Source organism: Streptomyces sp. ISL-66 (assembly GCF_018614135.1).
In the GTDB taxonomy this organism is placed as follows: domain Bacteria; phylum Actinomycetota; class Actinomycetes; order Streptomycetales; family Streptomycetaceae; genus Streptomyces.
The window spans coordinates 1-21,630 of sequence record NZ_JAGGOW010000177.1 but is presented as its reverse complement, the minus strand read 5'-3'; the positions used below and the strand labels follow the sequence as shown (position 1 = coordinate 21,630).

Sequence of the window (21,630 nt, the reverse complement as noted above, 5' to 3'; positions counted from 1 at the left end):
CCCCCTTCGCGGATGGCGCGTTGTATGCGCATTCTCCTGGTGCGGTACCCACCGGGCGCCTACCGTGGTGAGCGGGAGGTTGCGACGCGTACACACTGCGTTGCGATCTCCCTCCCTGACCGTAAGACCCCGGCAACCAAATCACCGGGGTCGCGAGAGGAGAACCCATGTCGCTCGACGTCTCACCGGCCCTACTCGAACAGGCCGAGCGAGGCGAGGTCGACGAAGCCGCTTTCGTCGACTGCGTCCGGACCTCCCTGCCTTACGCATGGGAGATGGTCAGCTCGCTCGTGGCCCAGCTGAAGGTGGACGGCGGACAGTTCGCCGACAACCAGACGCCTCCGCCCGACGAGCAGGCGCGTGGCCAGCTGCTCCGCGCTCTTGCGAGTGACGCGATACGGGGGGCGCTGCAGCGCCACTTCGGAGTGCGCCTGGCCTTCCAGAACTGCCACCGGGTTGCGGTGTTCCCGCTGGACTCCTCGGTGGACGACCGGTTGGCCAAGTTCACTTCGATCCGCGGTCAGCTGCTCAACCAGTCGCCTGAACTGCGGGACTGCTAGCAACACCGGCAGACCGGCAGATCGCTGGAGCGGCAGGCCCGCAGTACGCAGGACCGCACTTGCGTACGACGCGTGAGGTACGACGTCCGACCGGTGTCCGCTGCCGCTCCGGTGCCAACGGAGCGGCAGCCCTGGTCCCGGTCCCGAGCCGTGGCCCTGGTGTCAGCCGAGCCCCGGCACGACTTCCGCGCCGAGGCGCCGGAGGTTCTCCTCCGTCGAGGCGAGGTCTCCCGAGCCTTCCGTCAGCAGGGCGAACCGCGTGATGCCCGTACGTTCCGACGTGGCCGCCAGCCGGTCCGCGGCCAGCTCCGGAGTGCCGACGGGGTGCAGATCGCACAGCAGCTCCGTGTAGGCGACGGGATCCCGCATCGCCCGCTGTCGCCCGTCCACCGTCACGTGCGCGTCCAGGCCCTGCTTGAGCCAGCCCGGCATCGCCTTCAGCAGCGTTTCCCGGGCGTCCGCCGTCCGGTCCGCGAGCTGGCACACCCCGGCCGATACGTGGCCCGCCTCCGGCGAACGGCCCGCGGCCCGCGCGGTGCGACGCCACAGCTCGACCATCGCGGCCTTGTCCTCGTCCCCGCAGTGCATGCCCAGCAGCATCGGCAGGCCGCGCTCGGCGGCCAGCCGGACCGATGCGGGAGAGGTGCAGGCGACGATCACTTCCGGCCCGTTCCCCTCGCCGTCCAGCGCCTCCGACGGACGGGGTACGACGGCCACCTCGCGGAAGCCGTACCGTTCGCCGGCGGCATCCGTCCCGGCCCCCGTGCCCAGCCCCGGCGCCGTCCCCACCCGGGGCTCGGTCAGCCAGCGGCGCAGCAGGTCCAGGTCCTGCGGGAAGCGGTTCTCGTACGCGTCGAGACCGCCGCCGAAGACCTCAAGGTCCACCCAGGGACCGCCCCGGCCCACCCCCAGGGTGAACCGGCCCTCCGACGTCAGGTGCAGCAGGGCCGCCTGCTCGCCCAGGGCCACCGGATGCGTGCTCGGCAGCACGCTCACCGCGGTGCCCACGCGCAGCCGCCGGGTGCGGCCCAGCAAGAGGGCCGCCAGCGTCACCGCCGACGGGCAGACCCCGTACGGCACGAAGTGGTGCTCGGCGATCCAGACCGAATCGAGGCCGGCCTCCTCGGCCACCTCGGCGGTCCGGACCGCCCGGTGCAGTGCCTCTCCCTGCCCCTGGCCCGGGAACTGGGCCGCCAGTACAAATGCTCCTACGCGCATCGCCTTTAGCCTCCTCGCGGCTGACGCGGCCTCCCCAGGCGGACCGGTTTCCATACCGGCAACAACGTCTGACACGTGCCAAAGGCACGGCCTGACAGGAAGGTTATTGGGATTGTCAGGCCAGTCGCGCTTTCGGATGGTCGGTCTCGAGGGTCATCCTTCAGCCACCCTGCGGGTACCCGGCTTCGCTGCGCGTAGTCTGAGAGAAAGTCACTGCCGTCCGCCCATCCGTGAGGTATACGTGTCACCGCGCCACAACCGCCCCAGGGGCGGCGAGAAGCCAGCCGATCGTTCGGACCAGGGCTCGGGCCCGGGGAGTCTGGACCGGTACGGGCTGGAGCGCATGGAGGAGTACCAGGGCGAGGTCTGGAAGGTCCGGCACGTCGCGGGTGCGAGCGCGGCGGGCAAGCGCTACCGCTGCCCCGGCTGCGACCAGGAGATCCCCTCCGGCACGCCGCACCTGGTGGCCTGGCCGGAGTACGGCGGCGTCGACGACCGCAGGCACTGGCACAAGGCCTGCTGGAACGCGAAGGACCGCCGCACCTCGAAGGTGCAGCGGTCCCGCAACGCCCCGAAGTACTGAGACCCGGGCCCCGCGCGTCACACGGCGTACGGCGTCTGGTCAGACGTCCCGGCGGCCGACCACCAGGTACGAGCCGGCGACCGCGGCGACCGTCACCAGCAGGATCAGCATCAGGTGGCTCAGGTCCCCGGGAACGGGGACCTCGCCGTTCGACGGGTCGGTGGCGCCGGCCGGCATCCCGAACAACTGCATCAGCGCCACCGGCGCGTTGTACTGGAGCAGGGCGCGGCCGAGCGGCGCGAGGGCCTCCCAGATGCTGAGCACCGCCCCTATCACCGGCGGCAGCGTGACGAGGCCGAGCATCACGGCGATCGCCCCCGCGGAGTGCCGTACCAGCGCCCCGACCGCCAGGGCCAGTACGCCGAGCAGGGTGACGTAGAAGCTGCCCAGGAGCCCGGCCGCCCACTCGTTGCCCGGATGCGGACCGGAGCCCGGACCGTCGCGCAGGATCGAAGCGGTCAGCCCCACCAGACAGACCGAGCCGGCGGTGGTCAGGAACGCGGTGGTGCCGAAGACGAGGTACTTCGCCGTGAGTACCCGGTACCGGTCGGGGGCCGCCGTGAAGGTGGTGCGGACCAGTCCCGTGCCGTACTCGGAGGTCATCGTGAGAACCCCGAGCACCATCACCGAGAGCTGCCCGACCAGCAGGCCGAAGAGGGCGGGGGTGGTGAACGGCATCTGCTCGTAGTCGCGGGAGGCGGTCTGCAGGATGACCAGACCTCCGAGGCCAACGACCAGCAGCACCAGCGAGCCGAGCGTCCACATCGTGGAGCGCACCGACGTCAGCTTGGTCCACTCGGAGGCCAGCGCGTGCCCCAGGTGGGGCCGGGAGACCGGCAGGGGCGACGTGTAGTTCGCCGGCTGCGGCCGCTCCCCGGCGGCGGCCGTGGTCATCGGGGCGGTCATCGGGTGTCCTCGGCGTTCTCGGCGTTCTCGGCGGCGGTCCGTGCGGGGGAGTGCACCGGCTCGGGGGAGAGCTCGGGGGCGTGACCGGGGGCGGAGGCGGTCAGTTCGCCGGGGCTGGCGGGCATCAGGAACGGCCGTCCGTCCGAGCCGGGCGGCGGAGGCGCGAAGAAGCCCGCCCGTGGAACGTCGAGGGCGGGGACGGCGTCCTCCTCCCACTCGGGAAGGCTGAGCGGATCCGGTTCCCACAGCTCGGCCCGCGGGTCCTCGGTGGAGGTGTACTCGAGCGAGGACTGGGTCATCCGCATGTACGCCTCTTCCAGGGAGGCCCGGTGCGGCGACAGCTCCCACAGCCGTACGCCCGCCCGGTGCGCGAGATCGGAGATCCGGGGCAGCTCCAGCCCGGTCACCCGCAGGGCCCCGTCGGGCTCCTTGAGCACCCGGCCGCCCGCCTTGGTGAGCGTGGAGCCGAGCACGTCCCGGCCGGCCGGGACGGTATCGGCGGTGCGCACCCGTGCGAATCCGGCCGAATTGTGCGTGATGAAGTCCTGGGTGGTCATGTCGGCGAGGAGCCGGCCCCGGCCGATCACGATCAGGTGGTCGGCGGTCAGCGCCATCTCGCTCATCAGGTGTGAGGAGACGAAGACGGTGCGGCCCTCGGCGGCGAGCTGGCGCATCAGGTTGCGGACCCAGAGGATGCCCTCGGGGTCGAGACCGTTGACCGGCTCGTCGAAGAGCAGCACCTGGGGGTCGCCGAGCAGGGCCGTCGCGATGCCGAGGCGCTGGCCCATGCCGAGCGAGAAGCCCTTGGTGCGCTGTCGCGCGACGTCCTGGAGGCCCACGACGCCCAGGACCTCATCGACCCGCTTCTCGGGGATCCCCGAGAGCTGGGCGGTCGCCAGGAGGTGGGTGCGGGCCCGGCGGCCGCCGTGCATGGCCTTGGCGTCGAGGAGGGCGCCGACGTGCCGCTGGGCGTTCGGCAGCTCGCGGAAGGGCAGGCCGTTGATGGTGACCCGGCCCGAGGTGGGGCGGTCCAAGCCCAGGACCAGGCGCATGGTGGTGGACTTCCCGGAGCCGTTGGGCCCCAGGAATCCCGTCACGTGACCGGGCCTGACCTGGAAGGACAGGTCGTCGACGGCGGTCTTCGCGCCGAAGCGCTTGGTCAGGCCGACTGCCTCGATCATGTGCTCTGCCCCTTACCAGGCCGGGACGACTCTCGCCCGCGTAAGGGTTAAGAGGATATCTAGGATCCTACGGTTCCGTCCCGGGCCGGATCCCTGAGCTGCCCCTGAGACCGACCCGGGGATTCCCCGTAGTACCTCAGGCGTCCCTCTTCCTGAGGACGAGGTAGCCGCCGACGACGGCGGCCACCACCCACAGGGCCATGATCCCGAAGCCGCCCCAGGGGCCGTAGGGCACCTTCTCGCTTCCCATCGCTCCCGGGATCACCTGCATGATCTTGGATCCGGCCTGGTCGGGGAAGTACTGGGCGACCTTCCGGGTCGCCGACACCGCCCCGAGGATGTTCGAGACCAGGAAGAAGAACGGCATCAGGATGCCGAGCGAGAGCATCGAGCTGCGCAGCATGGCGGCCACGCCCATGGAGAACAGGGCGATCATCGCCATGTAGAGCCCGGCGCCGATCACGGCGCGCAGCACGTTCGGCTCGTCGATGCCGATGCTGCGCTCGCCCAGGATGGCCTGTCCCACGAAGAAGGACACGAAGCTGGTGACCAGGCCGACGACGAGCGCGAGCCCGGTGGCGACCAGCAGCTTGCCGAAGAGGAAGCTGCCGCGCCGTGGCACGGCGGCCAGCGAGGTGCGGATCATGCCCGAGCTGTACTCGGAGCCGACCACCAGCACGCCGAAGACGATCATCGCCAGCTGGCCGAGGGACATGCCGGCGAAGCTGGCCAGCGTCGGGTCGAAGGTGGCCTGCTCCTGTGCGGGCATGTCCTTGAAGGATGAGCTGATGAAGGCGCACAGTGCGGCGCTGATGGCCACCGTGACGATGGCCGCGGCGGCCAGGGTCCAGAGGGTGGAGGCGACCGTACGGATCTTGGTCCACTCGGAGTTCAGGACGGCGGAGAAGGAGGACATGCTCACGCACCGCCCTTGTGCGTCGCCTCGAAGCCGGCGCCCCACGCGGGTACGTCGGCCGGCCGGGCCGGGTTGTCGACGGCCATGCCGGGAACGGCCGGGAGCCCCGGGCCCCCCGGTGCGTGGGCGTGGTACTCGACGGAGTCCGCCGTCATGCGCATGAACGCTTCCTCCAGTGAAGCCCGCTGCGGGCTGAGTTCGTGCAGCACGATCTGGTGCTGGGCGGCCAGCTCGCCGAGCCGCTCCGGTCCCACCCCGTCGATCTCCAGGGCGCCGGTGGCCGGGACGCTGATCGCGTCGATACCGGCTTCGTGCAGGACGTCCTTCAAACGTTCCTGCTGCGGAGAGCGCAGCCGGACGTAACTGCGGGAGTTCTGGTGGATGAAATCGGCCATCGACAGATCGGCGAGGAGCTTTCCCTGTCCGATGACGACCAAGTGTTCGGCGGTCAGTGCCATTTCGCTCATCAGGTGAGAGGAAACGAAGATCGTCCTTCCCTCCGCCGCGAGACCCTTCATGAGATTGCGGATCCAGAGAATTCCCTCCGGGTCCAGACCATTGACGGGTTCGTCGAACATCAAGATCTCCGGGTCGCCGAGCAGCGCGGAGGCGATTCCGAGCCGCTGGCCCATACCCAGCGAAAACCCTTTCGACTTCTTCTTCGCGACGGCCGTCAGGCCGACCAGGTCGAGCACCTCGGACACCCGGCTGCGCGGGATCCGGTTCGACTGGGCGAGGCAGAGAAGGTTGTTGTACGCGCTGCGGCCGCCGTTCATGGCCTTCGCGTCCAGCAGTGCCCCGATGTACTTCAGTGGCTCCGGCAGGTCCCGGTAGTGCTTCCCGTCGATCCGGACCGTACCGCTGGTCGGGTTGTCGAGGTCGAGCATCATGCGCATGGTCGTGGACTTGCCCGCCCCGTTGGGGCCGAGGAAGCCGGTCACCACCCCCGGTCTGACCTGGAAGCTGAGGTGGTCCACGGCGGTCTTCGCGCCGAATCGTTTGGTAAGGCCCTCAAGCTCGATCATTCCGCCACGCTAGAACGCCGGAGGGCCCTACGCCACCTCATATGGGTGACCCAGGGCCCTCGGTGTCGAAGCGGAAGCTTTCCTTCCGTTGACGGTCCGGCGACTAGCGGCTCTGCTGCGCCGGAACGCCGCGGGTGACCGGCTCGTCGTCGATCGGGGAGGCGGCGGCCGCGACCGCGGCACCCGTCAGCGTCGCCAGCATCTCGCGGACGTTGGTCAGCTGAGCGTTGATCGAGTCGCGGCGGTTGGTGAGCGCCGCCAGCTCGCGCTCGGACTCGCTGCGGATCCGGTCGGCCTTGGCGTTGGCGTCGGCCACGATGTCCTCGGCCTGGCGCTGCGCGGTCTCCACCGTCTGACGGGCGCGGCGCTCGGCGTCCGTACGGAGCTTCTCGGCCTCCAGGCGCAGCTGCTCCGCGCGGTGCTCGATCTCCGCGAGGCGCTTCTCGGCCTTGGCCTGACGGCCGGCCAGGTCGCGCTCGGACTGCTCACGGCGCTTGGCCAGGTTGGTCTCGAAGTCCGCGGCGGCCTGGGCGGCCTTGGCGCGGGTCTCCTCGAAGAGCGCGTCGGCCTCCTCGCGCTTGGAGGCGGCGTCCTTCTGGGCCTCGGCGCGCAGGGTGGAAGCGTCACCCTTGGCCTTCTCGACGATCCGGACACCCTCGTCCTCGGCCGTCGACTTGCGGTCGGCGGCGAACGACTCGGCGTCGTTGCGCACCTGCTGGGCCGCCGACTCGGCGAGCTCGCGGTGCTGCTCGGCGGCGCGACGGGCCTCCTCGCGCAGGTCCTTCGCCTCCTCCTCGGCCAGGCGCAGGATCTTCTCGACCCGGGCGCCGAGACCGGCGTACGACGGCTCGGCGTCGTTCACCTGGGCCTGGGCGTTCTGCGTCTCGAGGTGCAACTCCTCGATCCGCTTTTCCAGAGAGTTGATACGTCCGAGGGCGCTGTCACGGTCGGAGACCAGCTTGGTGATGCGGTCGTCCACCTGACCGCGGTCGTAACCACGCCGCACGAGCTCGAAGCCGAAGGGGGAGGAAGTGTCGCTCATGGGGTTCCTGTCGAATGAGACCGATGAGGTACTACGTCGAGGTGTTGGGTGTTAAGGGGAATCCTAGGCGCCCGGGCGGCGTGTCATCGAGTCAATCCACGTTTGATCTGGACAATGACACCCCTTTTGAGTGGCAAGGCGACGGAATACTTGTCACTCGTTCGCCTGAACCTCCCTCAGGAGCACACGTCCGTGCGCGCCCCCTACCCCTCTGACGTCTTGCCACCCGAACGAGTGGAACCCGCTGTCGCACCGGCCTTCACGCCCCCCGCGCCCTGACCGCCGACCCCGGGCTTCGCGCCACCCGAAGGCGCCTCGAATGATTCCAACGCCTCAAGAACGTCCTGGACACGGGAGATCTCCGCCTGAATGTCCTCGCGCCGCCGCACCAGGACCTGCAGTTCGCGCCGGCCCTCCTCGACGAGCCGCTCGGCCTCCGCCTTCGCCTCCGCGAGCCGGCGCTCGGCCTCCCGCACCAGCTCCGCCTTCTTCTGCTCGGCCTCCTTGAGCAGCGCCTCCGCCTTGCGCACCGCGGCGATGCGGACCTTGCCCGCCTCGCTGCTCGCGTCCGACACCAGGGCCTTGGCCTTCGCCTCCGCCTCGACGCTCTGCTCGGTCGCCGCCCGCACCAGCTTGTCCACGCGCTCGCCGGCCGACTTCATCTGCTCGGCCGACTCCCGGCGGGCCCGCTCGTGCAGCTCCTCGACCTCCGCCTCGACGCGGCCGCGCAGCTCCTCCGCCCGCTCCCTTATGGCGGAGGCGTCCGTGCGCGCCCCGACCAGCAGCTCGTCGGCGTCCGTACGGGCCTTCTCCACCAGGGAGTTGCCCTCGACGGTCGCCTCGGAGGAGATCCGAGCGGCCTCCTTGCGCGCCGCGTCGACCATCGCGTCCGCCTGCTCCTCGGCCGCCGTCGTGGCGGCCAGAGCCTGCTTCTGCGCGTCCCCGATGAGCTTCTCGGCCTCCGACGAGGCCTCCGTGATGAGCCGGTCGACCTGCGTCGCGGCCTCGCTGCGACGCTTGTTGGCCTCTTCGCGGGCCTCGTCCAGCAGCCGCTCCGACTCCGAACGCGCCTCGCTCCGTACCCGCTCGGCGTCGGTCGCGGCCTCGGCCTTGACCCGCTCCGCCTCGGAGCGGGTGCGGGTCGCGTGCTCCTGCGCGGAGGACAGCGCCTCGGCCGCCTCCCCGCGCAGCCGCTCGGCCTCGTTCGCGGCCTCGCCGACCGTGCGCTCGTTGTCCTTGCGGGTCTGCTCGGTGAGCCGGTCCGCCTCGCCGACGGCCTCCGCGACCAGCCGGTCGGCCTGCTCGGCCGCCTCGGTACGGAGCCTGCCGGCCTCCGCGCGCGCCTCGTCGAGCGTCTGCTCGGACTCCCGCTCGGCGCTCGCCAGCGTCTCGTTCGCCGCGATCGTGACGCGGTCCGCCTCCGCGGTGGCCTCGCCGATGATCCGGCCGCCCTCCGCGCGGGCTTCGTCCAGGGCCCGTGCCGCCTCGGCACGGAGCCGGTCGGCCTCGGCAGCCGCCTCGCCGACCGTGGCCTCGTTCGCCACGCGCGTCTCGTCGACCAGCCGGTCGCCCTCGGTGCGGGCGTCGACCAGGATCCGGGCCGCGTCGCGCTCGGCGGCGGCCAGCGTCTGCGCCGCCTGGTCCGTCATCCGGCCCGCCTCGGCGCGGGCCGCGTCCAGGGCCTCGGCCGCCTCGGACCGCAGGGCCTTCGCGGCGCTCTCCGCCTCGCCGACCGTGACCGCGTTCGCGGCCAGGGTCTCCCGGGTGAGCTTGTCCGCCTCCGACGCGGCCTCGGTGATGAGCCGGTCCGCCTGCTCGGCGGCCTCCGTACGCAGCCGGTTGGCCTCCGCACGGGCTTCGTCCAGCGTGCCGTCCGCCTCGGACCGGGTGGCGTCCGCGGCGGCGAGCGCCGCCTCGGTGAGCCGGTCGGCCTCGGCCTGCGCCGCGGCGACCGTCGCCGCGTTCGCGGCGGCGGTCTCGTCGGTGAGCCGCGTCGCCTCGGCCGTGGCCTGCGCCACGATCCGGCCGCCCTCGGCGCGGGAGGCCTCCAGGGCCTCCGCCGCCTCGCCGCGGATGCGGTTCGCGTCGTCCCGGGCGTCCGCCCTCGTACGGGCCGCGTCGCGCTCGGACGCGGCCAGGGCGTCCGTGGCCTCCGTCCGCACGCGCTGCGCGTACTCCGCGGTGTCCGAACGCAGCTGCTCGGTCTCGGCGATCGCGTCGCCGACGGTCCGCTCGGCCAGCGCCTTCGCCGCGTCCGTCTCGGTCCGCGCCTCGCTGCGGATCCGGTTCGCGTCCTCGGCGGCGCGCTCCCGCTCGGAGTACGCGTCGGCGCGGACCCGGCCGGCCTCTTCCTCGGCCTCCGTCTTCGTGCGCTCCGCCGCGTGCTCGGCCGCGCTGCGCAGCCCCGCGACCTCTTCCTCGGCCTGCTCGTGCAGCCCGGCCACGGAATCGCGCACCTGCTGGGCGGTGGCCTCAGCCGCCGCGACCACCTCGGACGCGCGCCGCTCGGCCTCCTCGGTGAGCCAGACCGCCTCGGCCTGGGCCTCCTCGGAGCGCTTGCGGGCCTGGGCGAGGAGCTCCTCGCTCTCCTGGCGGGCCTGCGCGCGCTCGCTCTCCGCGTCGGTGCGCGCCGAGGCCAGGGTCTCCTCGGACTCCCGGCGCCTGCGCGCGGCCTCCTCCTGGGCGGCGGCCAGCGCCTCGGCGGCCTCCTGCGCGACCCGCTCGGCGGCGGCCTTGGCCTCCGCGCGCAGCCGGTCGGCGGTCTCCTGGGCCTCGGAACGCAGCCGCTCCGCCTCGGCCTCGGCCTCGCCCGTCAGCCGCACCGCGGTCTGTTCGGCCTCGGCGCGGACCCGGCCGACGTCCTCGGCCGCTTCGGTGCGCAGCTGTTCGGCCTCGGTCTCCGCCTGCGTGCGCAGCGTGCGGATCCGCTCCGCGGCCTCGGCGCGCAGCCGGTCGCTCTCCTCGGTGGCTTCCTTGCGGACGCTCTCCGCGGCCGCCCTGGCATCGCGCAGGGTCTGCTCGGCCGTCGTGAGGCGCCCCTCCGCGTCCGTGTGCAGCCGGACGAGCTCCTCCTCGGCCTCCGCCCGCTTCGCGGCCAGCGCCTGCTCGGTCTCCTCGCGCCGCAGGGCCGCCGCGGCGTCCGCCTCGGACCGTACGGACTGCGCCTGCTCCTCGGCCTCCGCGCGCAGCCGCTCGGCCTCGGCGCGGGTCCGGTCCAGGGTCTCCTCGGCCTGCTTGCGCAGGGTCGTGGCCCGCTCGACGGCCTCGCCGCGGACCCGCTCGCTCTCGGCGCTCGCGCTCGCGCGCACCTCGTCGGCGTCCGCCCGGGACTTGCCGAGCAGTTCCTCGGCGGTCCGGGCCGCCTCCTCGATCTGCTGGACCGCCTCGCGGCGTGCCTCGCCGCGGATCCGCTCGCCCTCGGCGACGGCCTCCGCGCGCAGCTGCTCGGCCTCGCCGCGCAGCCTGCGGGCCTCGGCCTGGAGCTCGACCGTGCGGGCCCGGTACTCCTCGGTGTCGTCCTTCGCCGCGCCCTTGAGCTCGTCGGCGGTGGCCGCGGCCTGGGCGCGCAGCCGCTCGGCCTCGGCCTCCGCCTCGCCGCGGATCCGCTCGGCCTCCTCGGACGCCGCGCGGGTGGTGGCGCGGGCGTCCTCCGAGGCCTTGTTCAGGACCTCCTCGGCGGTGCGGGCCGCCTTCGCCAGCTGGGCCGCCGTGTCCTCGGCCGCCGCGGTACGGGCCTGCTCGCCGGCCTCGACGCGCAGCCGCTCGGCGTCCGCGCGGGCATCGGCCAGCGCCTGCTCGGCCTCGCCCTTGAGGATCTCGGCTTCCTTGGTGGCCTCGCCGACGAGGCGCGCCACCTGCTCCTTGGCCGTACGGGTGCGCTGCTCGTTGACGGATTCCGCCGAGGCGAGCTGGCGGGCGGCGCTCTCCTTGGCTTCCGCGAGCAGCTTCTCGGCGGCCGCGCGCGCCTCGCGCAGCGTCCCGTCGGCTTCCTGCGCGCGCTGTTCGGCGACCCGGCCCAGGTCCATGGTCTGCCGGCGGGTCTGCTCGGCCTCGGCCGAGGTGGTGGAGCGCAGCCGCTCCGCGTGCTCCGTGGCCTCCTGGGCCTGCGCGGACGCGGCGGCCAGGAGCCGCTCGGCCTCCTTGCGGGCGCGCAGCAGCGTCGCCTCGGCCTCGGCGCGCGTCGCCTCGTTCTCGGCGGCGAGCCGGCGGGTGGCCTCGGCGGTGACGCGGGCGGCCTCGGCGCGGGCGGCGTTCAGGGTCTGCTCGGCCTCGGCGCGGGACTCGTCCATGAGCCGGCGGGCCTGCGATTCGGTGCGGGCGCGCAACTGTTCGGCCCAGGCCACGTTCTCGTTGACGTGGGCCTCGACCGTCTGGCGGCGCTCGCCCAGCTCCTGGTCCAGGCGCTGGCGGCGGTTGACGGCCTCGGCGTGCAGTTCGGCCTGGAGCCGCGCCTGGTGCTCGGCGTGCTCCTGGAGGATGCGCTGGGTCTGCGCCCGTACGTCGCGCAGTTCGCGCTCGGCGTCGGAACGCATCTGGTCGGCCTGGATCTGGGCATTGCGGAGCAGCTGCTCCGCCTGGTAGCCCATGTCCGCGCCGTCGTAGGCGGGGCGGGACGCCAGATTGCGGCGTACCTCGTGGAGCTTGGCGCGCAGCACCTCGACCTGGTACCCCAGGTCATCGGCGTGCTGGACGGCCTTCCCGCGTTCCTTCTTCAGCCGCTCCATCTCGGCTTCGAAGAGCGAGAGATGGTCGGCCTCGGCCTGGTGGCTCTCCTGGCTTTCGTAGCCCCGCACAGCGCGGTCCCATCCGTCCCCTGGTCGCAAGCTCACACCCAAATGAGCATCGTCCGCCCGCTGAACGACGCCCCCGGGGAATGGTGTCAGATGGCGGGGCTGGGGATACAGGTCCCGACCCCGTCTCCGCACCGAACCCCGGCCGAGCCAGAGCCACTCTACCGGCCGGGGAAACGGGACATTAGTGCTCGGGGTTGCTCGTGACCAGTTCGGTCAGGACGCCGTGGCAGTCCTTGGGGTGCAGGAAGGTGATCTGAGACCCCATCGAACCCGTGCGGGGCTGGTCGTAGAGGACGCGGACGCCCTTGCCGCGGATGGCCTCGGAGTCGCCGAGGACGTCCGCGGTGCCGAAGGCGATGTGGTGGACGCCCTCGCCGTTCTTCGCCAGCCACTTGCCGACCGCGGAGTCCTCGCGGGTGGGCTCCAGGAGCTGGAGGTACGAGGCGCCGCCGTCGGAGGTCTCGTTGATCTTGAGCATGGCCTCGCGGACACCCTGCTCCTCGTTGACCTCGGAGTGGAACACCTCGAAGCCGTAGGTGGCACGGTAGAACTCGACGGTCTTGTCCAGGTCGAAGCAGGCGATCCCGATGTGGTCGATTCTTGTCAGCATGGACACAGTGCAGCGCTACGGGAGGTGGTTACGCAACGTGCGCGCGATCACACTGACGGGCCGGTGACGGCAGGGGTACCGCTCAGTACATTCGGGTAAACCCTCGTTCACTCCTCATCTTCAAGGGGCTGTGCTCCATGTCCGGAACGAACAACACCACGTCAGTGATCGTCGCCGGGGCCCGCACGCCCATGGGACGGCTGCTGGGCTCGCTCAAGTCCTTCTCGGGCGCCGACCTCGGCGGCTTCGCCATCAAGTCCGCGCTGGAGCGGGCCGGGATCTCCGGCGACCAGGTCCAGTACGTGATCATGGGCCAGGTGCTCCAGGCCGGCGCGGGCCAGATCCCCGCCCGCCAGGCCGCCGTCAAGGGCGGAATCCCGATGAACGTGCCCGCCCTCACCATCAACAAGGTGTGCCTCTCGGGCCTCGACGCCATCGCGCTGGCCGACCAGCTCATCCGCGCCGGGGAGTTCGACATCGTGGTCGCGGGCGGCCAGGAGTCCATGACCAACGCCCCGCACCTGCTGGCGAAGTCCCGCGAGGGCTTCAAGTACGGCGCCATCGAAATGCTCGACGCGATGGCCTACGACGGCCTCACCGACGCCTTCGAGAACATCGCGATGGGCGAGTCCACCGAGAAGCACAACACCCGCCTCGGCATCGAGCGCGCCCCGCAGGACGAGTTCGCCGCCGCGTCCCACCAGCGGGCCGCCGCCGCGCAGAAGAACGGCGTCTTCGAGGCCGAGATCACCCCGGTCGAGGTCCCGCAGCGCAAGGGCGAGCCGGTCGTCTTCTCCACCGACGAAGGCATCCGCCCCGAGACGACGGCGGAGTCCCTCGGCAAGCTGCGCCCGGCCTTCACCAAGGACGGCACCATCACCGCCGGTACGTCCTCGCAGATCAGCGACGGCGCGGCCGCCGTGGTCGTGATGAGCAAGGCCAAGGCCGAGGAGCTGGGCCTGGAGTGGCTCGCCGAGATCGGCGCCCACGGCAACGTGGCCGGCCCGGACAACTCGCTCCAGTCGCAGCCGTCCAACGCGATCCTGCACGCCCTGAAGAAGGAGGGCCTGGAGGTCGCCGACCTGGACCTGATCGAGATCAACGAGGCCTTCGCGGCGGTCGCCGTGCAGTCAATGAAGGACCTCGGCGTGACCCCGGAAAAGGTGAACGTCAACGGCGGCGCCATCGCCCTGGGCCACCCGATCGGCATGTCCGGCGCCCGCGTGGTGCTGCACCTGGCGCTGGAGCTCAAGCGCCGCGGCGGCGGGGTCGGCGCGGCCGCGCTGTGCGGCGGCGGCGGGCAGGGCGACGCCCTGATCGTCCGCGTCGCCAAGTAGGGCGCGCGGCCCCAGGCCGGACGCCCGTACCCGTACGAGAACCGAGGAGCGCAGCACGTGATGACGGCGGTGGACGTCCCCCAGCTGGTGGCACAGGCACGCGAAGGCAGGCCGAGGGCGGTGGCCCGGCTGATCTCGCTGGTCGAGGGGGCGTCCCCGCAGCTGCGCGAGGTGATGGCGGCGCTGGCGCCGCTCACGGGCAACGCGTACGTGGTGGGCCTCACGGGCTCGCCGGGCGTGGGCAAGTCCACGACCACCTCGGCGCTGGTCACCGCGTACCGCCGGGCCGGCAAGCGGGTCGGCGTCCTCGCCGTCGACCCGTCCTCGCCGTTCAGCGGCGGCGCGCTGCTCGGCGACCGGGTGCGGATGTCCGACCACGCCTCCGACCCGGGGGTCTACATCCGCTCCATGGCCACCCGCGGCCACCTGGGCGGTCTGGCGTGGGCCGCGCCGCAGGCCATCCGGGTCCTGGACGCCGCCGGCTGCGAGGTGATCCTGGTCGAGACGGTCGGGGTCGGGCAGTCGGAGGTGGAGATCGCCGCCCAGGCCGACACCTCGGTGGTGCTGCTCGCCCCCGGGATGGGCGACGGGATCCAGGCCGCGAAGGCGGGCATCCTGGAGATCGGCGACGTCTACGTGGTGAACAAGGCCGACCGCGACGGCGCGGACGCCACCGCGCGGGAGCTGAACCACATGCTGAGCCTCGGGGAGTCCCGGGGCAAGGGCGACTGGCGGCCGCCGATCGTCAAGACGGTCGCGGCCCGCGGCACCGGCATCGACGAGCTGGTCGAGGCGCTGGAGAAGCACCGGGCGTGGATGGACGAGCGCGGGGTGCTGGCCGAGCGCCGCACGGCGCGGGCGGCGCACGAGGTCGAGACGATCGCGATCACCGCGCTGCGCGCCCGGCTGGCCGATGTGCACGGCGACGCCCGGCTCGAGGCCCTGGCCGCGCGGGTCGCCGGCGGCGAGCTGGACCCGTACGCGGCCTCGGACGCGCTGCTGGCGACCCTCACGGAACCGGATGCGGAGCCCGCGGGCCGGTCATAGACTGGCGAACGCCCGGAATGCCCCGACGCAGGGAGGTTTCATGGCGAAGCGCGGCAACAAGAAGCGAGCCCGCAAGAAGAAGAAGGCCAACCACGGCAAGCGTCCCAACGCCTGACCGGCCTGCCTGAACGCACGAGAAAGCCGCGCCCCCCCGTGAGGGGGGCGCGGCTCCTCTCGTACGCCGTCAGGTGCCGTCAGCTGCCGCTGTTCCCGTCTTGCCCGTCCTCACCGTCGTTCCCGTTGTTGTCCGACGGGACCACCTTGGCCGTGGCGGTGTCCACGTGGACCTTCTGGGTCTTGCCGTTCGTCGTTTTGACCTCGACGTTCCAGTAGGCGGCGCGGCCGTTGTCGGCGTCATACCAATCCACCGACCAGACCTTGCCGGGGTGGGCGGCGAGGGCCGTCTTGATCGCCTGGGTGGCGGTCACCTTCGCGGCGAGCAGGTCGGCGTACTCCTTGGCCCGCTGTTCGTCGTCCTGCGACTCCTTGGTGACGCCGCCGCTCGCGGCGTCGACGTCGATCTCGGCATGGGTGCCGTCCTTGCTGATCACGTCGACGTGCCAGACGGCGCCGTCGCGGTTGAGGGACTCGATGACGCCCGGGTGGGCCTTCAGGGCGGCCGAGGCCGCGGCCTCGGCGGTGATCTCGGCGCGCGCGACGGTGGTCGCGGACGGGGCTTTCGCGGTGTCGGCGCTTGCCGTCGCCGCGGCCGCCACCGGGCCTCCCAGTGCGAGGACCACGGCCGCGGCCGCCGAAACGTAGGTGTAGCGCTGCATGACTAGACCTCCTCAGGCCGGCCACGTGCGCCTACGGTTGCTCGGCGGGGCCGGCAGCGAGTGCGTTGTGCACCATTGTCCGGTGATCCGCCGGGATGGGCACGTGGAGCGCTCCGGACCAGGTCAGGCCTTGCCGCGGCCCGTCCGAAGGTGCTCGGCGACCGGCCCCAGCGAGGAGCGCAGCGCCGCGAGGGCGTCCGGCGGGAGCAGGTCGATGAAGTGCCGGCGGACGGACGCCACGTGGTGCGGGGCGACCTTGCGCATGGTCTCCATGCCCTCGGGGGTGAGCACCGCGTAGAGCCCGCGGCGGTCGGACTCGCAGTTCATGCGGCGGACCAGGCCCGCGGATTCCATCCGGGTGATCTGGTGGGAGAGCCGGCTCTTGGACTGCAGGGTCGACGTCGCGAGGTCGCTCATCCGCATCCGGTGGTCCTCGGACTCCGAGAGGTTCACGAGGATCTCGTAGTCGTTGTTGGTGAGCCCGAAGGGCTGGAGGTCCTTTTCCAGCTGGTGCATCAGCAGTCGGCTGACGTCCAGGTGGGTGCGCCACGCGCACTGCTCGGCGTCGTTCAGCCACTGGGTGGCCGTCTCGGTCTCGATGGTCTCCATGAAAGAACTCTACCTAAGAAGTTGAATTGCGTACAAATATGGCGGCGGCGCTGGGGTGGAGGGGGCGGGCGGGGCCGGCCCGGTCCGACCCGGGCCTACAGGCCGAAGCGCCGCTGGAGATCACCCAGCTGCCCGGGCATCCGCGGTACGCCCAGCTGCCCGAGCGGCCCCTGACCGGCCCCGGGAACGCCCTGCGCGTTGCCCGTGGCCGCGCCGGCGCCCACGGCCCCGACCGCCTGCTCCGGCATCAGCATCTCCGAGGACTGCAGCAGCACCGTCCCGGCGCCCACGAACTCGAACTGGTGCTCCTCGCCCGAGGAACCCCCGATGCCCGTCAGCGAGCGCAGGCCCCCGAGCACGCCCGACATGTACCCGTGGTCGTAGTGGTGACAGGGGGACGGGCAGTCCGCCCACCCCACCAGCGCCTGCGGGTCCACGCGCAGCGGCGGCTCCATGAACACCACCGGCCCGCTGGAGGCGGCGACGAACTTGCCGGTCCCGATGAGCGTGAGGAAGCCCGGGACGATGGATTGCTTGAGCGCGAGCGAGGGCTGGTAGGCGAGCAGGTTCCCCGACCGGATGGTCAGGTTGCCGTTGTCCAGATCGTAGGAGTTCACGTCGAAGGCCCGGTCGGCGAGCAGCATCTTGCCCTGCCCCTCGGCCACCACCCAGTCGCTCGCGTGCAGCGGCGAGTGGAAGCTGGTGCGCAGCAGCCGGTCGAAGCGGCCGTGGCCGATGCCGTTGAACTCGATGCTCCCGTAGTACGAGATCATCTTGCCCTTCTGCAGGAACCACTGGCTCCCCTTGAGCTCCACGCAGAAGGTGTAGGCGTTGACGTTGTCGTCGGACGGCAGCGTGTACGGGTCGAAGACCGTCGGGCTGCCGGGGCCGCCGGGGCCGCCGGTCACAGGGCCAAAGTTCACAGCTTCTCCTCCGAGGCCTGTACGTACACCGCGCCCTGCCCGGACAGCTCCAGCTGGAACGCCTCGCCCGAGCCCCGCCCGACCATGTCCCGCCAGCCCAGCGCCGCGGAGAGCTTGTTGCGGACCTCGCCGTGGTGGGCGACGTAGGCCTGCGGGTCCACGTGGACCGGCCGCCGCGGGGTGATCGGCAGCTCGATGACCCCGCCGTGGGCCATCACCGCCACCGAGCCGTGGCCCTTGAGGGTGGTGGTGAACAGGCCCTGCCCGGTCACCTGGCCGCGGACCATGCCCATGACCCCGCCCTGGGAGCCCATGAACATCGTGCCCTGTTGCAGGGTGCCGTCGAAGGCGAGGAGCCGGTCCGCCTCCACGTAGAGGGTCTCGCCGGTCAGGTTGATCACCTGGATGTGGTGGCCGCCGTGGCCGAACATCACGGTGCCGCTGCCCTCCACCTCCATCAGCGGGGTCTGCTCGTTCGCCACGCGGCGCCCGATCATGCCCATCACGCCGCCCTGGCCGCCGGTCAGGCTCGGGGTGAAGGAGACCTCGCCCCGGTACGCGAGCATCGCGCCGCGCTGGCTGTACATCTTCTGGCCCGGTACGACCTGGGCCTCGACCATCTTCGAGTTGAGCTCGCGGAACGGCATCAGACGTCGCCCCCGATGGTGTTGCGCTCGCTGGGCTGCACGTACACCAGGCCCTCGCCCTCGAAACGGATCTGGAACGCCTCGCCCGAGCCCTCGCCGATCAGCGTGCGGAAGTTCACGCCGGACTGGAAGGACTGCTGGAGGTTGCCGGTGTGCGCGACGTACGCCCCCGGGTCGACGGAGAGCGGGTACTGGGCGCTGACGCGCAGGACCACCGCCGGGCCGTCGGAGGTGATCGCGGCCTGCCCGTTGCCCTCGACGGTCGTCGTGAACAGGCCGTTGCCCGAGGTCGCACCCCGCAGGCCGGTGAAGGTGGTGCCGGTGCGCAGGCCGGCGTCGGTGCACAGCAGGTTGCTGGACTCGACGTACAGTTTCTCGCCGCGCAGATTGACCAGATTGATCTCACTCGCCCGGTCGGCGAAGAAGCAGGTGCCGTGACCCTGCACCTCCATCACGGTCATCTGCTCGCCGGTGAGCCGCCGGGTCACCATGCCGCGGAGGCCTTCGCCGCCGCCGGTCATCTTTTTGAAGGCCATCTGGCCGTCGTACGCGACCATGGCGCCGTTCTTTGCTTTGACGGCGTCACCGGTCAGGTCGACGGCGAGCACCTTGCTGCCTTGAAGTCTGAACTGAGCCACGGGATGACGTTATCGGCAGAGCGCGGGAGCGAACAGGGCCCCGTGGCCGATAGGGGCCGGGAATGGTCGGTTCCGCCGGGTGGAACCCGTCACGTCACGACGGGGCGGGGCGGGGCGGGGCGGGCGCGAGCCGAGGCCGGGGCCGGGCGGGGCCCGTCCGGGGCCCGCGGGAAGATCGCTCCGGGCGGCTGACACACTGGGACGGACCCCCGGCATCCACCCCGAAGGTTCCACGTGGACATCAAGACCGCTTCCGCCCTGCACCGGCTGCGCCTCATCTCCGTACCGGAGGCGCTGTCGTTCCCGGCCCTGCTGATCTTCGGCTCGGTGCTGAGCCGGATCTCGGACATCGACTACCTGATGATGCCGCTGGGCATCGTCCACGGGATCCTGTTCGTCATCTACGCGGTGTTCCTGCTGGATGTCTGGAACAAGGCGAAGTGGCCGCTCAAGAAGGTCGCGCTGTTCTTCCTGCTGGCACTGCTGCCCTTCGGCGGCCTCTACGGCGACCGGCTGCTCAAGCGCGAGGAATCGGCCAGTGTGCTCGCGGCCCGCGCCCGTGAGGCGGCCCGCGCATGATGATCGCGTTCTCGGTGACCCCGCTGGGAGTCGGCGAAGAGGTCGGCGAGTACGTGGCCGACGCCGTCCGCGTCGTCCGGGAATCCGGGCTGCCGAACCGCACGGACGCGATGTTCACCACCATCGAGGGCGAGTGGGATGAAGTGATGGACGTGGTGAAGCGCGCGGTGGAGGCCGTCGAGGCGCGCGCGCCCCGGGTCTCCTTCATCCTCAAGGCCGACATCCGCCCCGGTGTCACCGACGGCATCACCTCCAAGGTGGAGACGGTGGAACGGCACCTCGCGCAGGGCTGACCCACTCCGACGCTTCGCGAAGGCGCTCCCGGCCCAGCGGCCGGGGGCGCTTTTCGCGTACCCCTCCGGGGTCGGTCGAGCGCGCGGACACCCGTACGGCCCTGTGCGCGGTCACGTTCCGCAGAACCGCCCGCTCGGCCGCATCCAGGTCGACACCCCTGGCCGTGTCACCTTTCGTTGGGATGACAACCTCGGTTTCGAGCACCTGGAGGAACCGTGCGGGCGGAAGGCTTCGACTACGAGACCCACAGCTGCCTCGCCGGCCCGTTCGCGGAGCCGGAGCCCGGGCCGGCCGGGGTCTACCGGGTGGAGTACCGCTCCCTCCTGTCGCGCGAGGAGCTCCGTACCCGAATACGGGCCGTCGCCCTCATGACGCTCGCCCCGCTCGCCGCCGCCGGGCTCCTCCTCTACCTCGTCTGGCCCACGCACTGGACCGTCCGCGAGGGCGGCGCCCCCTGGCTGGTCCGCCTCGACGCCGTGATGCTCGGCTCCATCGCCCTGATCATGTTCTTCACGCTGGTCAACGTGGTCTCCATCGCCCACGCCACCATGGTCGCCAGGGACCCCGTCCCGGTCCCCGCCGAGCCCGCCACCCGGGTCGCCTTCCTCACCACCTACGTGCCCGGCAAGGAACCGCTCGCCATGGTCGCGGCCACCCTCCGCGGGGCCGTGCGGATCCGCCACGACGGGCCGCTCGACGTCTGGCTCCTCGACGAGGGAGACGATCCCGGGGCCAGGGCACTGTGCGCCGAGCTCGGCGTGCGCCACTTCACGCGCAAGGGCGTACCCGGGTGGAACACCGCGAAGGGCGCCCACCGGGCGGGGACCAAACACGGCAACTACAACGCCTGGCTGGCCCGCCACGGCGCGGACTACGACTACTTCGCCTCCGTCGACACCGACCACGTGCCGCTGGCGAACTACCTGGAGCGGATGCTCGGCTTCTTCCGCGACCCCGACATCGCCTTCGTCGTCGGCCCCCAGGTCTACGGGAACTACACGGCCCCGGTCACCAAAGCCGCCGAATCCCAGCAGTTCCTCTTCCACGCGCTGATCCAGCGCGCGGGCAACCGCTACGGCGCCCCCATGTTCGTCGGCACCAACAACGCCGTCCGGATCAGCGCACTGGAGCAGGTCGGCGGGTTCTACGACTCCATCACCGAGGACATGGCCACCGGCTTCGAGCTGCACCGCCGCCGCAACCCCGCCACCGGGCGGTTCTGGTGCTCCGTCTACACCCCCGACGTGCTCGCCGTCGGGGAGGGCCCGACCTCCTGGACCGACTTCTTCACGCAGCAGTTGCGCTGGTCGCGCGGCACGTACGAGACCCTCTTGCGGCAGTACTGGCGCGGCTGCCTGCGGATGCCCCCCGGCCGCCGGCTCAACTACGCCCTGATGCTCGTCTACTACCCCATGACGGCCGTCAACTGGCTGCTCGGCGTCCTCAGCTGTGTGCTCTTCCTGTGGTTCGGCGCCTCCGGCACCCAGGTCTCCTCCGAGGTCTGGCTGATGCTCTACACCGACGCCGCCGCCCTCCAGGTCGGCCTGTACCTGTGGAACCGCCGCCACAACGTCTCGCCCCACGAGCCGGCCGGCTCCGGCGGGCTGGCCGGCATGGCGATGTCCGCGATCTGCGCGCCCGTCTACCTCAAGTCCCTCGGCTCGGCGGTGCTGCGTACGCGGGGCCGTTTCGTCGTCACCCCCAAGGGCGGCGACGCCAGCCCCGACCGGCCCGCGACCTTCCGGATCCACCTGTTCTGGGCCGGCGTCCTCCTCGCCTCGCTCGCCGCCTCCGTGCGCTACGGCCACACCCACGCGGCCATGCGCGTCTGGGCGCTCCTCGCGCTGGCCGTCTGTCTCGCGCCGCTGGCCGTATGGGGGACGACGGCGCTGCGGCACGGCCGGCGGGCCCGCGGCGCGCCGCGGCCGAGGCCGGCCGTGCGGGGC

Annotated in this window: 21 protein-coding genes; 8 read left to right on the top strand and 13 right to left on the bottom strand. The window is 71.7% G+C overall.

The window, feature by feature from the left end; all coding sequences use genetic code 11:
* Window positions 1-167 precede the first annotated feature (167 nt).
* Window positions 168-560, top strand: a complete 393-nt coding sequence (locus J7E97_RS30410) for an SCO5389 family protein (protein WP_215033989.1) — start codon at window positions 168-170, stop codon at window positions 558-560.
* 162 nt (window positions 561-722) lie between these two features.
* Here the strand turns inward: J7E97_RS30410 and J7E97_RS30405 are convergent, their stop codons facing one another.
* On the bottom strand, window positions 723-1,778 hold the full coding sequence (locus J7E97_RS30405; protein ID WP_215033987.1) for an LLM class flavin-dependent oxidoreductase: 1,056 nt from the start codon (window positions 1,776-1,778) through the stop codon (window positions 723-725).
* A 241-nt stretch (window positions 1,779-2,019) separates the two neighbouring features.
* On the opposite strand from J7E97_RS30405, the gene J7E97_RS30400 reads away from it, so the two are divergent.
* Window positions 2,020-2,361 (top strand): ATP/GTP-binding protein, encoded by a 342-nt coding sequence (locus J7E97_RS30400; protein ID WP_215033986.1) that lies wholly within the window; start codon window positions 2,020-2,022, stop codon window positions 2,359-2,361.
* 39 nt (window positions 2,362-2,400) lie between these two features.
* On the opposite strand, the gene J7E97_RS30395 is transcribed toward J7E97_RS30400, so the two are convergent.
* The 7 genes from J7E97_RS30395 to mce all read right to left on the bottom strand — a co-directional run bounded on the left by J7E97_RS30395 (window position 2,401) and on the right by mce (window position 12,834).
* On the bottom strand, window positions 2,401-3,267 hold the full coding sequence (locus J7E97_RS30395) for an ABC transporter permease (protein ID WP_215033983.1): 867 nt from the start codon (window positions 3,265-3,267) through the stop codon (window positions 2,401-2,403).
* Window positions 3,264-4,448 carry an ABC transporter ATP-binding protein gene (locus tag J7E97_RS30390; RefSeq protein ID WP_215033981.1) on the bottom strand — a complete coding sequence of 395 codons (1,185 nt, stop codon included), beginning with the start codon at window positions 4,446-4,448 and terminating at the stop codon, window positions 3,264-3,266. Before J7E97_RS30390 ends, J7E97_RS30395 begins: the two co-directional genes overlap by 4 nt.
* A 136-nt stretch (window positions 4,449-4,584) precedes the next feature.
* Window positions 4,585-5,364, bottom strand: a complete 780-nt coding sequence (locus J7E97_RS30385; RefSeq protein ID WP_215034059.1) for an ABC transporter permease — start codon at window positions 5,362-5,364, stop codon at window positions 4,585-4,587.
* Window positions 5,365-5,366: 2 nt separating this feature from the next.
* Window positions 5,367-6,389, bottom strand: coding sequence for an ATP-binding cassette domain-containing protein (locus tag J7E97_RS30380; RefSeq protein WP_215033979.1), 1,023 nt, complete (start codon window positions 6,387-6,389; stop codon window positions 5,367-5,369).
* A gap of 103 nt (window positions 6,390-6,492) precedes the next feature.
* Window positions 6,493-7,431, bottom strand: coding sequence for a cellulose-binding protein (locus J7E97_RS30375; RefSeq protein ID WP_215033977.1), 939 nt, complete (start codon window positions 7,429-7,431; stop codon window positions 6,493-6,495).
* Window positions 7,432-7,634: 203 nt separating this feature from the next.
* Window positions 7,635-12,224 (bottom strand): polarized growth protein Scy, encoded by a 4,590-nt coding sequence (gene scy, locus J7E97_RS30370; protein ID WP_215033975.1) that lies wholly within the window; start codon window positions 12,222-12,224, stop codon window positions 7,635-7,637.
* Between the two features lie 181 nt (window positions 12,225-12,405).
* Window positions 12,406-12,834: a methylmalonyl-CoA epimerase gene (gene mce, locus J7E97_RS30365; RefSeq protein WP_215033973.1), complete on the bottom strand. Its 429-nt coding sequence runs from the start codon at window positions 12,832-12,834 to the stop codon at window positions 12,406-12,408.
* A 137-nt stretch (window positions 12,835-12,971) separates the two neighbouring features.
* On the opposite strand from mce, the gene J7E97_RS30360 reads away from it, so the two are divergent.
* Genes J7E97_RS30360 through J7E97_RS37130 form a run of 3 tightly spaced genes read left to right on the top strand, consistent with a single transcriptional unit; the run spans window position 12,972 to window position 15,333 of the window.
* Window positions 12,972-14,171 (top strand): acetyl-CoA C-acetyltransferase, encoded by a 1,200-nt coding sequence (locus tag J7E97_RS30360; protein ID WP_215033971.1) that lies wholly within the window; start codon window positions 12,972-12,974, stop codon window positions 14,169-14,171.
* 60 nt (window positions 14,172-14,231) lie between these two features.
* On the top strand, window positions 14,232-15,218 hold the full coding sequence (gene meaB / locus J7E97_RS30355; protein WP_215034057.1) for a methylmalonyl Co-A mutase-associated GTPase MeaB: 987 nt from the start codon (window positions 14,232-14,234) through the stop codon (window positions 15,216-15,218).
* A 40-nt stretch (window positions 15,219-15,258) separates the two neighbouring features.
* Window positions 15,259-15,333, top strand: a complete 75-nt coding sequence (locus tag J7E97_RS37130; RefSeq protein WP_099895366.1) for a 50S ribosomal protein bL37 — start codon at window positions 15,259-15,261, stop codon at window positions 15,331-15,333.
* A gap of 79 nt (window positions 15,334-15,412) precedes the next feature.
* Here J7E97_RS37130 and J7E97_RS30350 read toward each other — a convergent pair whose 3' ends face one another.
* The 5 genes from J7E97_RS30350 to J7E97_RS30330 form a co-directional block, all read right to left on the bottom strand.
* Complete coding sequence (locus J7E97_RS30350) at window positions 15,413-15,994, bottom strand: PepSY domain-containing protein (protein ID WP_215033970.1); 582 nt, start codon at window positions 15,992-15,994, stop codon at window positions 15,413-15,415.
* Window positions 15,995-16,117: 123 nt separating this feature from the next.
* Window positions 16,118-16,594, bottom strand: coding sequence for a MarR family winged helix-turn-helix transcriptional regulator (locus J7E97_RS30345; protein WP_215034055.1), 477 nt, complete (start codon window positions 16,592-16,594; stop codon window positions 16,118-16,120).
* A 104-nt stretch (window positions 16,595-16,698) separates the two neighbouring features.
* Window positions 16,699-17,526 (bottom strand): AIM24 family protein, encoded by an 828-nt coding sequence (locus tag J7E97_RS30340; protein ID WP_308346855.1) that lies wholly within the window; start codon window positions 17,524-17,526, stop codon window positions 16,699-16,701.
* Window positions 17,523-18,173: an AIM24 family protein gene (locus J7E97_RS30335; protein WP_215033968.1), complete on the bottom strand. Its 651-nt coding sequence runs from the start codon at window positions 18,171-18,173 to the stop codon at window positions 17,523-17,525. Before J7E97_RS30335 ends, J7E97_RS30340 begins: the two co-directional genes overlap by 4 nt.
* Window positions 18,173-18,811: an AIM24 family protein gene (locus J7E97_RS30330; protein ID WP_215033966.1), complete on the bottom strand. Its 639-nt coding sequence runs from the start codon at window positions 18,809-18,811 to the stop codon at window positions 18,173-18,175. Before J7E97_RS30330 ends, J7E97_RS30335 begins: the two co-directional genes overlap by 1 nt.
* Before the next feature lie 234 nt (window positions 18,812-19,045).
* On the opposite strand from J7E97_RS30330, the gene J7E97_RS30325 reads away from it, so the two are divergent.
* The 3 genes from J7E97_RS30325 to J7E97_RS30315 all read left to right on the top strand — a co-directional run.
* A complete protein-coding gene (locus J7E97_RS30325) occupies window positions 19,046-19,390 on the top strand; it encodes a DUF3817 domain-containing protein (protein ID WP_215033964.1) in 345 nt (114 codons plus the stop codon).
* Entirely contained in the window at window positions 19,387-19,683 is a 297-nt protein-coding gene (locus J7E97_RS30320; RefSeq protein ID WP_215033962.1) for an MTH1187 family thiamine-binding protein, read from the top strand. Before J7E97_RS30325 ends, J7E97_RS30320 begins: the two co-directional genes overlap by 4 nt.
* A gap of 216 nt (window positions 19,684-19,899) precedes the next feature.
* Window positions 19,900-21,630 (top strand): glycosyltransferase family 2 protein (locus tag J7E97_RS30315; protein ID WP_215033960.1); only part of this gene is annotated, 1,731 nt, incomplete at its 3' end.